The sequence below is a fragment of the Vibrio vulnificus NBRC 15645 = ATCC 27562 genome, assembly GCF_002224265.1.
GTDB classification, from domain to species: Bacteria; Pseudomonadota; Gammaproteobacteria; order Enterobacterales; family Vibrionaceae; genus Vibrio; species Vibrio vulnificus.
The window spans coordinates 996,686-1,012,072 of sequence record NZ_CP012882.1; the positions used below are offsets into that span (position 1 = coordinate 996,686).

12 protein-coding genes are annotated in these 15,387 nt (G+C 49.2%); 6 read left to right on the forward strand and 6 right to left on the reverse strand.

What is annotated here, in order from left to right:
- Positions 1 to 79: 79 nt before the first annotated feature.
- From AOT11_RS20070 to AOT11_RS20090, 5 genes are all read right to left on the reverse strand, one after another.
- Positions 80 to 1,177, reverse strand: coding sequence for an ABC transporter permease (locus AOT11_RS20070; RefSeq protein ID WP_026050214.1), 1,098 nt, complete (start codon positions 1,175 to 1,177; stop codon positions 80 to 82).
- The gene (locus AOT11_RS20075; protein WP_017419589.1) at positions 1,174 to 2,100 is read right to left on the reverse strand and encodes an ABC transporter ATP-binding protein; all 927 of its coding nucleotides are present in this window, start codon (positions 2,098 to 2,100) and stop codon (positions 1,174 to 1,176) included. Before AOT11_RS20075 ends, AOT11_RS20070 begins: the two co-directional genes overlap by 4 nt.
- Before the next feature lie 3 nt (positions 2,101 to 2,103).
- Positions 2,104 to 3,054, reverse strand: coding sequence for an HlyD family secretion protein (locus AOT11_RS20080; RefSeq protein WP_017419590.1), 951 nt, complete (start codon positions 3,052 to 3,054; stop codon positions 2,104 to 2,106).
- 245 nt (positions 3,055 to 3,299) lie between these two features.
- Positions 3,300 to 4,163, reverse strand: a complete 864-nt coding sequence (locus AOT11_RS20085; protein ID WP_017419591.1) for a MurR/RpiR family transcriptional regulator — start codon at positions 4,161 to 4,163, stop codon at positions 3,300 to 3,302.
- Positions 4,164 to 4,259: 96 nt separating this feature from the next.
- On the reverse strand, positions 4,260 to 5,525 hold the full coding sequence (locus AOT11_RS20090; protein ID WP_017419592.1) for an amino acid deaminase: 1,266 nt from the start codon (positions 5,523 to 5,525) through the stop codon (positions 4,260 to 4,262).
- Between the two features lie 233 nt (positions 5,526 to 5,758).
- Between AOT11_RS20090 and AOT11_RS20095 the strand changes: the two genes are divergently transcribed.
- The 6 genes from AOT11_RS20095 (at position 5,759) to AOT11_RS20120 (ending at position 13,376) form a co-directional block, all read left to right on the forward strand.
- A complete protein-coding gene (locus tag AOT11_RS20095; protein ID WP_049797938.1) occupies positions 5,759 to 7,141 on the forward strand; it encodes an N-acyl-D-amino-acid deacylase family protein in 1,383 nt (460 codons plus the stop codon).
- A 76-nt stretch (positions 7,142 to 7,217) separates the two neighbouring features.
- Positions 7,218 to 7,610, forward strand: a complete 393-nt coding sequence (locus AOT11_RS20100) for a RidA family protein (protein ID WP_011081536.1) — start codon at positions 7,218 to 7,220, stop codon at positions 7,608 to 7,610.
- Positions 7,611 to 7,799: 189 nt separating this feature from the next.
- Positions 7,800 to 9,317 carry a sodium:solute symporter family protein gene (locus AOT11_RS20105; RefSeq protein WP_017419594.1) on the forward strand — a complete coding sequence of 506 codons (1,518 nt, stop codon included), beginning with the start codon at positions 7,800 to 7,802 and terminating at the stop codon, positions 9,315 to 9,317.
- Between the two features lie 79 nt (positions 9,318 to 9,396).
- Positions 9,397 to 11,868 carry a family 20 glycosylhydrolase gene (locus tag AOT11_RS20110; RefSeq protein ID WP_017419595.1) on the forward strand — a complete coding sequence of 824 codons (2,472 nt, stop codon included), beginning with the start codon at positions 9,397 to 9,399 and terminating at the stop codon, positions 11,866 to 11,868.
- Positions 11,869 to 11,946: 78 nt separating this feature from the next.
- Positions 11,947 to 12,987: a lactonase family protein gene (locus tag AOT11_RS20115; RefSeq protein ID WP_017419596.1), complete on the forward strand. Its 1,041-nt coding sequence runs from the start codon at positions 11,947 to 11,949 to the stop codon at positions 12,985 to 12,987.
- A gap of 26 nt (positions 12,988 to 13,013) precedes the next feature.
- Positions 13,014 to 13,376 (forward strand): RidA family protein, encoded by a 363-nt coding sequence (locus AOT11_RS20120; protein WP_011081532.1) that lies wholly within the window; start codon positions 13,014 to 13,016, stop codon positions 13,374 to 13,376.
- A 120-nt stretch (positions 13,377 to 13,496) separates the two neighbouring features.
- Here the strand turns inward: AOT11_RS20120 and AOT11_RS20125 are convergent, their stop codons facing one another.
- Positions 13,497 to 15,338: a putative bifunctional diguanylate cyclase/phosphodiesterase gene (locus AOT11_RS20125; protein WP_026050215.1), complete on the reverse strand. Its 1,842-nt coding sequence runs from the start codon at positions 15,336 to 15,338 to the stop codon at positions 13,497 to 13,499.
- Between the last annotated feature and the right edge of the window lie 49 nt (positions 15,339 to 15,387).

Consider the following 15,387-nt stretch of genomic DNA (forward strand, 5'->3'; position numbering starts at 1 on the left):
GTAATCCTTGTTGTTTGTCGCGATCGTTAGAACGAGGGGAACGAGTGCCCCTCGTGACAATTGAACACCATGTCGCGTGTTAATCCAACGATTTCTTGAAGCGAGTTGAGGCTATGATCAGCCCAAGCAGGGTAAAACCAATCATCCATAAAGTATCGCGCCACAGGTCGAATAAATCTGCGCCTCGCAAGACAATGCCGCGAATCATGCGCATGAAGTGGGTGGCGGGGAGCACTTCTGCAATCCATTGGGCCGCCACGGGCATACCCTCGTAGGGGAACATAAAACCCGAAAGTAGGATGGAAGGCAGCAAGATGAAAACCGTCATTTGCATGGCTTGCAACTGCGTCTTGGCGATGGTGGAAATCACCAATCCCAAGGTGAGGCTGGCGGCAATAAACAACAAGGTACCCAACAATATTTGCGCAACGGAACCATTGATAGGGACGCCAAAAATAATGTGTCCAAGCCCTAAGATGATGAACACCTGAATCAAACCGACAAAAATGTAAGGGACGATTTTTGCCACCATTAATTCAAATGAACGAACCGGTGTTGTGATCAGCAGTTCCAAGTTTCCGCGTTCTCGCTCACGCACAATGGCGGCGCTGGTGAACAAAATCATCGTCATGGTGAGAATGACCCCAAGCAGCCCGGGAACAATGTTCACTGCTGAGCGGCGGCTTGGATTGTAGTAGAGCGCCACTTCAAAGGTTTGTGTCGGTTTTGGGCGGATCTGAAAATCAAAATCCGTCAGCGGCATCGTTTGTAAGCCAAGAATCGCCGCACTGATCATGGTATCGGAACCGTCGACAATCCATTGACCCAACGGTCGGTCTTGCGCCATGCGTTGCGTTAAATCATTCGGCAAAATTAACGCCGCACGTACGATGCCATCTTGAATCGCTTGCTCGGCTTCTTCCGCAGTGGCGTAGCGTTGAGTCACACTGACCACTTGGGTGACTTTGACTGACTCGGTCAGAATACGACCTGCAGTACTTTCGCTTTGATCCACCACCGCGACAGGAATATCGCGAATGTCGGTATTAATCGCATAGCCAAACAACAGCAGTTGGATCAAGGGGATCATCACCACCATGCCAAAGGTAATGCGATCGCGCGAGAGTTGGCGAAACTCTTTGACCATAATCGCTTTCATTCGATAGATCGCATTCATTGGCGGCCTTCTCCTGTTACGGACACAAACACATCTTCCAAACTTGGTCTGGCAAGGTTCATTTCCGCGTGTTGTAAGCGAGGAAAAGTGGCTCTTAGCCACGCAATTGGGTCAGCCACGCGTTGATCGATCAAGACGCGTAAGCGAATGCCCAATTGCGCTGCAGAACGTACTTCTGCCAAAGGCAATAACTGTTCTTTTAGCGCGCGTAAGTTCTCCGCTTTGACTTCAACAATGTTGACGCCCATTTGCGCCATCAGCTCTTCAGGGGCGCCATCTGCGCGAATCAATCCTGCTTCCATAATGGCAAGTCGGTGGCAGCGTTCGGCTTCATCCATGTAGTGTGTGGTCACCAATATGGTGGTTCCTTGGTCGCAAAGATCGAACAATTGTTCCCAAAACTCTCGGCGATTTTCAGGGTCAACCGCCGAGGTGGGTTCGTCAAGAAACAGCAGCTCGGGTTTATGCATGGTCGCCGCGGCCAGAGAAAGGCGCTGCTTTTGGCCACCACTCATGCCTGAAACCCGTTGCTTGCGGCGTTGATCCAAGCCATAAGTGGCGAGCTGCTCATTGACTCTCTGAGTTAGGGTTTTCTTATCCATACCAAAAATCTGGCCAATGAACTGTAAGTTTTCCTCTACGGTGAGGTCATCGTAAAGAGAGAACTTTTGTGTCATGTAGCCGATCTTCAAGCGAAGTGCTTCCGACTGTCTGGGAATCTCCAAACCGAGCACATCAACGTTGCCTTCGCTTGGGCTGAGTAGCCCGGTGAGAACGCGGATGGTGGTCGATTTTCCACAACCATTTGGGCCAAGAAAACCGTAGATGCTGCCTTTGGGTACGTTGAGTGTGATGTTGTCGATGGCGGTGAAATCACCAAACTTTTTCACAACGTTTTGCGCCTGAATTGCGTATTCAACCATGGCTTACTCTCCGTTGAGATCGACCTGAGTTGGCACACCGGAAGGGAGGGCGCGCGCAGCTTCGGTAAGATCCACTTCCGCTAAATACATCAAACGTGAACGCTCTTCTTCGGTGAGGGCGTAATAGGGGGTGAAAGAGGCTTCGTTCGCCACCCAACGTACCGTTCCTTGCAGAGGATCGCTCACACCATCGACATGGACAGTCACTGGCTTACCGGGCACGAAGTTCACTCGATAAGTCGCCGGCACATAGACGCGCGCATAAGGTATGCGATTGGCTTGAATGACCGCCACAATGCCGCTGACGGGCACTCGTTCCCCTAGGTTATAAGGCAGATTATCGAGAATGCCATCTCGGGTCGCGACGATGGTGAGTTCGTCGAGTTTCTGCTGCTGTAAGACCACGTCGGCTTGGGCGGCGGCCAGTTGCGCCTTGGCTTGCTCAATGTCTTCTGGCCGTGAGCCAGCGGTCAGTTTGCTGAACTCTTCGTTGGCGGAATCCAGTTCTGCTCTTGCCGAATCTCGCTGCGCGAGTGCGGTGTCTTTTTCAGACTGACTGATGAGTTTTTTCGCCACCAGCTCCGCTTTACGTTTGAAGGTTTTCTGCGCATCGATCAACTGCGCTTCGGCGCGGGCAACACGAGCTTGTGCTGAAGCGATGTCCTCTGGTCGTTCACCGTTAGTAAGCTTGAGTAGATAGGCTTGCGCTTTGCTCTGTTCGGCGAGGGCGCGGGCTAAGACGGCTTGTTGATTTTTGCTATCGAGCTTAACCAGTATATCGCCTTGCGAAACCATCTGACCTTCTTTGATGGGAAGCTCACGAATGATCTCATTGGCGGTCGCGGTAAAGGTGACGCGGTCACGCTCTAGGGTGCCTAGTGCTTGAGGCGTGGATTCGGTCGTGCAAGCGGTGAGGGCAAGAAGCGCCCAAACGCAGATCAGTCTGTTTCGCATGTGGTCATCCTAACTGTGGCGGCAGTGGTTAATCAATCAACAGTGTAACGCTGGGTGTGGTTGCTGCTCTAGCAACTTAATTCTGCAAATATTCATCAAGTGATGAATTAAATGCATTTGCCGTTGTGAGTATAGTAAGGTTTTGAATTGATGTAATTTTTAAGGTGAGAAACGGGATTGAGCTCGCAGGAGTAATAGGGATCGAGCGACACGGAATGTCGCTCTATCGGATTTGCTGGCTTTGACTAATCACCTAAAGGCTGCCTATCACCGCCGCCGCGATGCGAGTCTAATGCCACTTTTAAGCGGCGCAGTTTGTCACGTGAGCGACGTTTATTTTTCACCGCTAGAGCCATAGAAAGCACATCGACAAGCGCCAGCATGGCGTAACGCGAGGCAGAAGGCTTGTAGATAAAATCTGTTTCGTGATGCTCTATCGGTAAAACCACGTTCGCTTGTTCAGCCAATGGCGTGCCTTTTGGCGTAATCGCAATGATTTTCAGACCGTAATCACGCGCTAGTTGCGCAGTCTCGACGATCACTGGTGTATAGCCGGTCGCGGAGATAAGCACCATGACGTCATTGGCATCAGCAGTGGCGGCGACCATGCGCGTCATCAAACCATCGTGGTAGGCAACAATGGCAAAGCCCAAACGAAACAGGCGATGTTGCAGTTCCTGAGAAGCAATCGTAGAACCGCCACCCATGCCGACACTGATGATTTGTCTTGCACCGTAGAGCCAATCAACGGCTTGATCAATGTCTTGTTCATTGATCAACGCTCGGTTGATATCGAGTGATTGTTTGATGGATTCGTAAATCACTTGGTAGCCACTTTGATCGGGCGGCTCAAGGATAAAACGCTGTCCAACCGTCAGCGACTGAGCCAGTTTGATCTTCATTTCACGAACATTTTTGCAGCCTATTGCTTTGGCAAAGCGCGTGATGGTAGCTTCACTGACGTCTGCACTTTGTGCCAGCTCGGTGATGCTGGCGTTGGCAGCGGTTTCAATGTCATCCGTCACCAATTTGGCGACTTTCTTTTCTGCTTCGCGTAGTGCGCTAAAACGTTCGGTGATTTGAGAAATAATGTCGACTTCTAAACTCAAGGGATTGTCCTACGTTGTCAATGACCGCAGCAAAACTGCGGTCGCAAGAATAGCGTAATTTGTTCTAAGTTGCTGCTTTCACATCGCACAATTTCATCAGAATCGCGTTTCTACCCAGTGGCTTACTTGGTAGTGATCATCACGAATCGCCAACGCACGCCATTTGTCTATGGTGAGGCAAGGGTGAGAGGTGGAGAAAACCAGAATATCGCCGACATCGAGTTCGCACTCCGCTGGGATTTCAACAAACGTATGTTGATCCATGATCGCGGTTGACGTCACGCCAGCAGGTATTGGCAGCGGTTGACCGTCTCGAAACGCGAGTTCTAACGTGGGTAGGCCAGCATCAAATGCGACATCGCGCTTACCCATGCCAACCACAAGACGCGTTGGCTCTGGACGAGAAATAACATGTGCCCATAACTCAAGCGCAGAGAGTAAATCCCCACCAAGATCGCATGCTACTCCCTGATTCTGTCGTGCTCTTTGCATCACTTGTTGCTGCGCAGTTTGGTAGATCCCCGTGTCATGGATGGCGTAGCAGCCAGGGCGAATGACGGGGTTGAGATCGGTAAGGCCGCTAAATTGCTCCGCCACTACGTCATACCAAGCTGAGCCCGCACCAGTGATGATTGGTTGTGATGCGATCAATTGAGCGCGGTTTAGCTCACGAGTTAAAGAGATTGCACCCTGCAAGAAATGGCGGATCTCAGCTTCGGCATTGTCGCCATGAATCACCCCTTCGTACACTTCGATTCCCGCCAACGCTAAGTGGGGCAGTGAGTGGATTTCATTAGCGAGTGAAAACACTTGCGCTTCGCTTCGACAACCGCATCGGCCACCATCGACACCCAATTCAATGAAAAGATGCAGTGTTTGCTGGCGCTGGGCAAAAAAGTGCGAAAGGGCGCGAATGTTACGCGAAGAATCTACGCAGCAGTACAGCTGGATCTCAGGATCTTCAATGAGTCGACTAATAATGGCCATGTTGGCTTTGCCCACCAGTTGATTGGCGATGATAATGTTTTTCGCACCGGCCATGGCGGCGATTTCCGCTTGTGCGGCAGTGGCAACGGTGATGCCCCACGCGCCATGTTCGAGCTGTTGACGGAAGAAATCGGGTGTCATGGAGGTTTTGCCGTGTGGGGCCAGTTTCACTTGGTGGTGATTGGCAAACTGTTGCATCCACTTAAGGTTATTGTTGAGTGCAGACGCGTGAATCACAGCACTCGGCAGGCTCACTTCATCCAAAGATAAATGGCATGCTTGAGGTTGAATTACTTGGCTTTTTTCACCTGCAGCAGGGCGTTGAATTACAAAGTTATGATAGTTTCTATCATGATTTTCATGTGTTTTTTTCATGGCTATCTACTTCTAACATGTTTTAAGTGGTTGATATTTTGAGTTTGTTTGTTTCTAAAATAGATCTTGTGGTAGAAACTATCAAACTTTTCGTGGTTATTTGTGTGTTTTGTCACTGATTAATTTTTACCAAGATTTACTATGGCATCAGGTTAAAGAGTTGAGCAGTAGAGAGACGTAACGTGTTCGATACCATAATTCGAAATGTAGAAATTTATGATGGCACCGGTGGTATGCCATTTGTGTCTGATGTCGCCATTCAAGGGCAGCGCATTGCTCAAATTGGTGATAGTCATAATGCGTCTGCGGCTTGCGTGATTGATGCCCAGGGCTTGGCGCTCGCGCCGGGGTTTATTGATGTTCATACACATGACGATACCAATGTGATTCGTTATCCAGAGTGTTTGGCCAAGATCAGCCAAGGCGTGACGACGGTGATTGTAGGTAACTGCGGCATCAGTGCCAGCCCGACGATTTTGGCGGGTGATCCGCCTGACCCGATGAACTTGCTTGGTGAACAAGCCGATTTTAAGTATCCGACGTTTTCCCATTACGCTGAGGCGGTGACACAAGCGCAACCTGCCGTGAATGTGGCGGCGTTGGTTGGCCACACGACGCTGCGCAATAATGTTATGGATGATTTGCTGCGCACGGCATCCGATGAGGAAATCGAGCAGATGCGACAAGCGCTCGCTTTAGCAATGGAACAGGGGGCATTGGGGCTTAGTTCAGGTTTGGCTTATGCCAGTGCTAAGCAAGCGACGGCTGATGAAGTGATGCGTTTGGCGCAAGTGCTTGGTCAATATAACGGCATTTATACCACCCACATGCGGACCGAGTTTGAAGAAATACTCAGCGCGATGGAGGAAGCCTTTGAAACGGGCCAGTTTGCTAAGGTGCCAGTGGTGATCTCCCATCTCAAATGCGCGGGCGCGGGCAACTGGGGGCGCACTGTTGAAGTGGTGGATCTGATGGAAAAAGCCGCTCAACATCAGGATGTCTCTTGCGATTGTTACCCTTATTCAGCCAGCTCTTCCACTTTAGATCTGAACCAAGTGACAGAAGAGATCGATATTTTTATTACTTGGTCGAAAAGCCAGCCACACTTTGCCGGTAAGATGCTGAAGCAGATCGCCAAGGAGATGGGGTTACCCCTCATGGAAGCCGCCAAAGTGTTGCAACCTGCTGGAGCGGTGTATCACTGCATGGACGAACACGATGTTAAGCGCGTTTTAAAATACCGCTTAACCATGGTGGGCTCGGACGGATTGCCGAACGATCCTCATCCACACCCGCGCTTGTGGGGCACTTTCCCGAAAGTGCTTGGGCACTATTGCCGAGAAGAAAAACTATTTTCCCTGCAAGAAGCAATTCACAAAATGACGGGAATGTCTGCTCAACGCTATAACCTCAATGAACGAGGAGTGATCAAACAAGGTGCATTTGCTGACTTGGTTTTATTTAATCCGAGAACAGTGAAAGATACCGCTACTTTTGAAAATCCCATTTCGTTAGCGCAAGGTATTGAACGGGTATTCGTGAATGGAATACTGGCTTATTTTAATGGTCAGGTTTCAAAACACAGAAACGGTGTTTTTATTTATCGAAATAAATAACGTTTTAATTCAAATAAAGTTATTTGGTAAATAATAAATTGATGAAATTAAGTAAGAAAAGTAATGGAGAAAAATAATGTCAATTAAACGATATGGCGTAGAAGGCGGCGTGGGTACAGGTGGTCAGCATTTACCTTTTGCGCGAGCTACCGAAGCGGGTGGTTTCCTTTACGTCTCTGGCCAAACGCCGATGATTGATGGTGAAGTGGTTGAAGGTGGCATTGTTGATCAATCACGCCTCGCGATTCAAAACTGTGTCGACATCATGAGCGAGGCAGGCTATACGCTAGAAGATGTAGTGCACGTTAAGGTTGTGTTGACCGATGCACGCTATTTCCAGTCGTTCAATAAAGTGTTTAAAGAGTTTTTTGGCGAGCATCCACCTGCGCGGATTTGCATGGTGTGTGACCTCGTGGTGGATGTTAAGGTGGAAGTCGACGTCACGTGTTATCGAGCTGACCGTCGCTAATAAATATCAACGCACTTATTTGAGTTAATCGTCACAAAGACAAACTCACACGGTGCCGAATTTGAACTCTCCCTATGATTCTTATTCGGCACCTTCACTCCCTGAAATAAAAATAATCATGCCTGCCTAAATGGAAGGACGGGGATATTTTATCTGAAAGATGGACTTAAATTACCTGAGAGGTGTTCCATGAATAGCACACTTTTTTTAACCGGATTTGGAATATATGTGCTTTTCCTTATTTGGCTCGGCTGGTTTGTTTCACGTAATCAAAAATCAGGAGAAGATTTTTTATTAGGTGGGCGAGGATTGCCATTATTTCTCGTATTAGGCACCACAGTCGCCACCATGGTAGGAACGGGTTCCAGTATGGGGGCGGTAGGATTTGGTTATGCCAACGGTTGGGCGGGAGCGCTCTATGGCATTGGCGGCGCAGTCGGCATATTGCTTTTGGCTCTTTGGTTTGCCCCTGTTCGTAAACTTAACTTTATGACCATGAGTGAAGAGCTTGCTTATTACGTTGGTGCAAACCGCATCGTCAAAAATGTGGTCGGCTTGTTGATTTTCATTGCATCGATTGGTTGGCTTGGCGCGCACATTCTTGGCGGTGGCATGTACCTCGCATGGATTGCTGATATTGACCTCAGCACCGCGAAAATCGTGATTGCGGTGGCGTTTACTATTTACGTGGTGATCGGCGGTTACACCGCTGTTGTTTGGACCGATGCCATTCAAGCCGTGATCTTGTTTGTTGGCTTCATTCTCATGGCGGTCTTGTCTGTGCAGCACATTGGTGGCTTAGATAATCTCTACAGTGCGATGGATCCTGCGGCAGTCAGCTTTTTAGCCATCGACAAACTTGGTTTACTCCCTGCAATTTCATTGTCTGTGGTGATTGGTGTGGGCGTGTTAGCGACGCCATCGTTCCGTCAGCGTATCTACTCGGGCAAAGACGTTTCAACCATCCGTCGTTCGTTTGTTGGCTCCGGTGTGCTGTATCTTTTCTTCTCTATTATCCCAGCCATTATCGGTATGGCAGCACATGCGATTAACCCAGAATTGGCCAACTCAAACTACGCATTCCCTTACGTGGCTGCCACGGTTCTACCTGTTGGTGTCGGGATGATTGTGCTTATCGCAGGCCTTTCGGCCACCATGTCGAGTGCCAGCTCTGATGCCATCGCGGGCGTGTCCATCCTGCTACGCGATGTGTATGTGATGTTCACGGGCCGAGTGCCAAATAAAGAGTCAATGCTCAACTATTCGCGCCTGGCGTTGGTGGTGGTGATTGGTTTCGCTCTGCTGTTTGCGCTCACCTCAAATGACATCATTGGCTACATCACCAAAATGATTTCTACAGTCATGTCTGGCATGTTTGTCTGCGGTATGTTGGGGCGTTTTTGGCGCCGTTATAACTGGCAAGGGGCTTTAGCCACACTGGCGGGTGCTTCTGCAGCTTCAGTGGCTGTCATGATGAGTCCGAGCCTAACCACATTTTGGGGCAACCCTGTCATTCCATCTTGTATGGTGGCCTTAGGGGCTGGAGTAGTGGTGAGCCTACTAACACCGGCTAACCAAGTTTCTGCCGAAATGGCTCGCGCTATCTTAGACGATGAACGCGCTTTGATGGAAATGGAACTCTCCGACAAAGGTGAGCTGGATCGCGATGAATCGTTGGCAAATCGTCAAGCGGCGCGCGAGCTGTAATCTCCCACTTCTAATCTCTGTTCGATGAGTTTCAGTGATCTTGCTCTGAAACTCATCGTGTTAGCACAGGAACCTCAAGATGAACAAAGCTACACTGGCTCTACTGATTTCAGGCATTTTTATGGCACCGACAACCATGGCTATGGCTCCCAATACCGATTTAGTTTTAATGCCTTACCCGCAAAGCGTTGAGTTAAGCGAAGGCAAGGTGACGCTGGACAAAGCGTTCAGTATTTATATCAAAGGTTACGATTCACCCCGCGTGGCGTTTAATGTTAAGCGCACCATGGAGAGACTCTATCGACAAACAGGCTTGCCGATGCTGAACTGGCAGGCGAAATCTGAACAAGAAGCCACGCTGGTGATTGATATCCAACGTGCCCCAAGCAGTGTGGTGCAAAATATCAACAGTGATGAGACCTATCAGTTGAAGGTCGTAAATGGCAAGATTTTGCTCTCAGCCACTGAGCCTTATGGCGCGTTTCATGGCTTAGAAACCTTACTGCAACTGGTTTCGACGGATGCCAATGGCTACTTCGTTCCCGCCCTCACTATCTCTGATGCGCCGCGCTTTAAATGGCGAGGGGTGTCGTACGATACCGCGCGTCACTACATCGAACTGCCGGTGATTTTGCGTCAGTTGGATGCCATGGCCTCGGCGAAAATGAACGTCTTTCATTGGCATATTTGGGATGACCAAGGCATTCGTATTCAGTTGGAAAACTACCCTCGCTTGTGGCAAGCCACCGCGGATGGTGATTTCTACAGCAAAGATGAAATTCGCCAAGTGGTCGAATATGCGCGTAATCTCGGTATTCGTGTCATCCCTGAAATCTCGCTGCCTGGCCACGCGTCGGCGGTCGCTCATGCTTATCCAGAGCTGATGTCTGGCCTGGGAGAACAGTCTTACCCTCAGCAGCGTGGTTGGGGGGTGTTTGAACCTTTGATGGACCCGACCAATCCAGAACTCTATACCATGTTGGCAAGCGTGTTCGATGAAGTGGCGGCGCTCTTCCCGGATGAGTACTTTCACATCGGCGGGGATGAGCCGAACTATCAACAGTGGCGTGACAACCCGAAAATCCAAGCGTTTATCAAGCAGCATCAATTGGATGGCGAGCGAGGGCTGCAATCGTACCTTAATAGCCGAGTCGAGCAGATGTTGAACCAGCGTGGTAAAAAAATCACAGGCTGGGATGAAATTTGGCACAAAGACTTGCCGAAATCGGTGGTGATTCAGAGCTGGCAAGGGCATGACAGTATTGGCCGAGCGGCCAAAGAGGGCTATCAAGGTATTTTGTCGACGGGCTATTATCTCGACCAACCTCAACCCACCAGCTACCACTATCGTAATGACCCGATGCCGAAGGGGATCACCGTCGATGATCAATTGCATCAAGGGGAAAAATTTGTCACCTACGATTGGGTTAAGCCTCGTAACAAAGGAGGCCCGCGCAAAGGGAACCTCACCATCATTGAGGGTGCAGACGGCAAAGTGCGTGCGTTTACCGATTACAACGGTAAATCGCGTGAAGAAGTGCATGTGTTGGAATACGTGCCCGGTGTGAAGTTCCGCGGCCATTTTGACAACTTCATGTCCTACACCGAGTTCAACTATCAGTTCGCTGGTGATCAACTAAAAGAAGGCAGCTATCAGCGTATTGGCAATGTGCGTTGGCCGGCAACTGGCAGTTTGGTGGCCTCTAGCGGGGGAGAAGTGACGAGCGTTCCGCAACCCAATGGCGGTTACCCCGCTCAACTGACCAAAGAAGAGGAGCCACTGATCCTCGGCGGTGAAGTGACCATTTGGGGTGAAAATCTCGATTCGATGACCATAGAACAGCGCTTATGGCCACGCAGCTATGCGATTGCTGAACGGCTTTGGTCAAGTGAATCTCTCACTGATGAAGCCAGTATGTACCGTCGAATGCGTGCGTTGGATAGTTGGTCGGAAATATCTCTTGGCTTGCGCCATCATGCGGATGCTCGAATGATGCTTCAGCGTTTAGCCAATGGGGCAGATGTTGCGCCGCTCATCACGTTAGCCAAATACACGGAGCCTGCGCAATATTATGCAAGGCACTGGGAAAAATGGATTTCTACGCCAAACAAAGGGGATTTGTACAATCAATATGAACGCTTAAATCGGTTCGCCGATGCCTTAGTGGTAGAAAGCTACGCGGTGTATGACATGGAAGCGTTGGTGCGTGGCTATCAGCCAAAGGGCAATGCGCAAAGTCCGCAAAGCAAGCAGGTGCTTGAGCAGCTTTCTGAGCATTATCAGGTGGTGAAAGCCGCGGCGCGTCAATCTCGTGGGATTTTTGCTGCCAATATCGCTTCGCGTGAGAGTGTGGCGCTCGCAGAGGCAACCATAGCATTAGCGGAACTGGGCCTTGAGTTGGTGGAAAAAACTCAACAGGGACAAGTGCTTTCGGCTGCTGAGCGAGCGACTTATCAAGCGATACTGGATAAGAATGCGGTCATTTTTGATGAAACCATTGTGGCGATAGGAAGACCAACCGAGCAGTTACTTCACAAAATTGCACCTTAATGTAGAAAAGCCGTTGCCGCCTGTGACAACAGGCGGCAAGGTAACAAGATGGCTTAACGCAAAGGAAGCGCACAAAGAATGACACAAGGTCTCTTACATTTTTACGTTGGCACCTATACCGATGAACCCAGTATGAGTGACGGCGTGGCTCAACTGGAGCTGAATACTGAAACGGGTGAGCTGATCCCCTTTAACGAACTGGCGACGCTACGCAATCCGTCTTACCTCACGCAAACTTCCCAAGGCTTATATACCTTCAATGAAGTGGCGGTTGAAGAGAACCCGCAGTTGGTGCAGCTCGGTTGTGTCGACAGCAGTGCGATGGCAATAAACGGCAGTTACCCTTGTCATTTAGATATTGACCCGACGCAGACGTTTTGCGCCGTGGCAAATTATGGTTCAGGTAATACCTCTATATATACGCTCGATGTGTTGGGTGCTCCGTCAGAGTGCATTGCAGAGCTTTATGTGGAAGGTGATGGCCCAAATCGAGAGCGACAAACCTCACCACACGCGCACCAAGCGACCTTTTTGCGTCACAGCCCTTTTTTAGCTGTGGTGGATTTGGGTACCGATCAGGTCCATTTCTATCACATTGATGGTCAGCAGCAAGCGTTTACTTTGCATCAGTCACTCAAACTTCCTGCTGGTAGTGGCCCTCGTCACTTAGTGTTTAATCAGGCGGAAACTCGTGCCTATTTGCTGTGCGAATTGACCGAAACTTTGCTGACGCTTGAACGAGAAAACGAATGTTGGACGGTGGTTTCAGAGCAACCTTTATTGCCGGGCGAAGAAAATGGCGCTGCGGCTTCTGCCATTCGATTGTCTTCCGATGAGCAATTTCTCTATGCATCCTGCCGCCGACAAAATAAAATCACGGTTTTTGATGTCAGCCAAAGCGAACCAAAATGGTTAGAGGCCGTGGATTCTCTCGGGGACTTTCCGCGAGATTTTGTCTTATCACGCAATGGCAAATGGTTGCTGGTGGCAAATCAGCACAGCCACAATGTGGTCAGCTATCGTCGCGATCGCCAGACGGGCCGATTAACCGCAACGGGATTCAGTTGCCAAATTGGTAGCCCGGTTTGCTTAGTTGAGCATCAAGAACCTTTTAAATAAAATCAATCCGATAAAGAGAAAATACGATGACAATTCACCGCATTAACCCATGTAAACGCTGGTCTGATATTACCGTCTTCAATGGCATTGCGCATTTTGTGGAAGTGGCTGACAGTGATACCAACGCGGACATGAAAGGCCAAGTGGAACAGATTTTTGCTCAAGCAGAAGCGCAATTGGCGAAAATTGGCAGTGATCGCTCGCGTATTCTTTCGGTGACCATTTACGTGACTGATTTTGCCAACTTTGATGCACTTAATGAAGTCTGGGACAACTGGTTCCCAGAAGGCTGTGCGCCAAGCCGTGCTTGTGTCAAAGCTGAGCTTGCTGACCCAGACTATTTGGTTGAAATGACCTTTGTCGCGGCCGCGGGTGAAGCGTTTCAATAGTCGCTGAGCGCATACTCAACTAGGCAAAATCCACAAAGGTTTCGCCATGGGAAAAGGGACGGAATATCGTCCCTTTTTCATAGCCCTGTTGCGAGTTCGCCACAGGTTGATTAAGGCAAGCTAAGAGGCGCTTTTGATCTGTTTAGCGCTCAGTTTGTCGACGATTCGGCTTGGTTTCATTGGACGAGAATAGTAATAGCCTTGGATCTGCTCGCATCCCATATCGACCAATTTTTTCAATGCCAGCTCTTCTTCAACCCCTTCAGCGACTAAATTCACCTTAAGTTGTAAGGCCAGTTGTGTGATAAGCCACACTACGCGTTCAGCGGTATCGTTACAAAGCATATTACGTATAAAGCTTGCATCGATTTTTATCGTGTCGATTGGGTAGCTGTGAATGTAATTCAAGCTTGAATAACCCGTGCCGAAATCGTCGAGTGCCACTTTAAAACCGCGATCTCTGAGTGCATCCAGCACCATGTGCTCTTTACCCGTTTGAGTCAGTAACACGGTTTCTGTCAGTTCAATCACGAAATCGCAGGGATCGAGATGATACTTTTGCATCATCTTATTGAGGTAATTAAGGTATCGCTCTTCATCATTCAGTTCATACGCAGAACAGTTGACGCCAAGTTTCACTCGATAACCTAACGACGCTTCCAAGTAGTTTTTTGCTCGGCACGCGAGCTCGATGATCCGCTCTCCTAACTGAACAATGAGTCCTGATTGCTCGGCGGCATCAATAAACTCAACGGGCGAAATTGAGCCATATTCGGCACTGTCCCAACGCGCCAATACTTCAAAATAATCCCAACGTGGTTTATGCACGTTGACGATCGGCTGAATCGCAACGTAAATCTCTGTTGCCTCATCGATAGGCTTCGCCAGTTGCTCGCGTATGGCTTCGATTAACTGTGTTTTTCGATGGTATAGCGCGCTTAAATGGGTGTCATAGCACCGAATACGATTGTTAGGGTGCTTTTTGCACTCTTTCATCGCAAGGCTGGCGTTGAGAAATAACTCATCGCTCGTAATAAGGCGCTGGCTTGCTTTGGCGATGCCGATGCTGATGTCAAATCGAACGTGATTGGCGTTGTCTTGATAGCCAAACGCAATCTTATTCAGAATGTGCTCACACACCTCTTCTGGCGTTTCTGAATAAGTGATAAAGGCAAACTCGTCACCCGCCACTCGGTATGCCAAGGCAGGGGCGGGAAGTGCCGATTGAATGGCATGCGCAGTAAACTTGATGATTTGATCACCAATGTAGGTGCCGTGAATGTCGTTGATCAATTTGAAGTTATCGATATCGATGCAAACGAGGCTAAATGGGCGATCGGATTGCTGGGTGAGGGTTTCCAAAGTATCCGAAAGGCAACTGCGGTTAAGCAAACCGGTCAAATTGTCGTGCGAGACTTCGTAACTGAGTTGATTCACCAACTGATCAGAGCGATCACTTAGCCACTTCTCTCGTAAGCCGTGAATAATGATATTGGCGTATATGCGGTGATATTTGAGTATCAGCTGAGGGTCGTGAGGTATAAAGCCAAAGGTAGAGACCAGAATACCCAAAATATCGCCATTATGGCCGCGCAGTGGAATACCGACAAACGCATGCACACCCGCTTCGGCAAATTCTAGCCCTTCTTCTTGTGAGAAATAGCTGTCAGGCACGTTGTCTTGAATCAGGTGACAGTGCTCGATCACCTTGAGAGCGATGCGTTCAAATGGCGTATTTTCTAAGCTATAACGCGCAGCGTTAACGTTGCTTCCCTCTTTGGCATAAGCCAAGGTATTGGCATGGTTGTGGTGTAGATCTATCTCTACGATACAAGTGCAGTACGAGCTTAAAGTGGAATGCAGCTTGAGCGTAACTTGATTAAGCAGCTCGCTACCGTCGAGAGATAGAGTATGAATAAGCTCATCTAAGTCGATACAAGCTTGAAGCGTTGAATCATTCATCTGACGTTTCTCTACCTGATTATTATAATAGTGACACTTTTGTTGCATA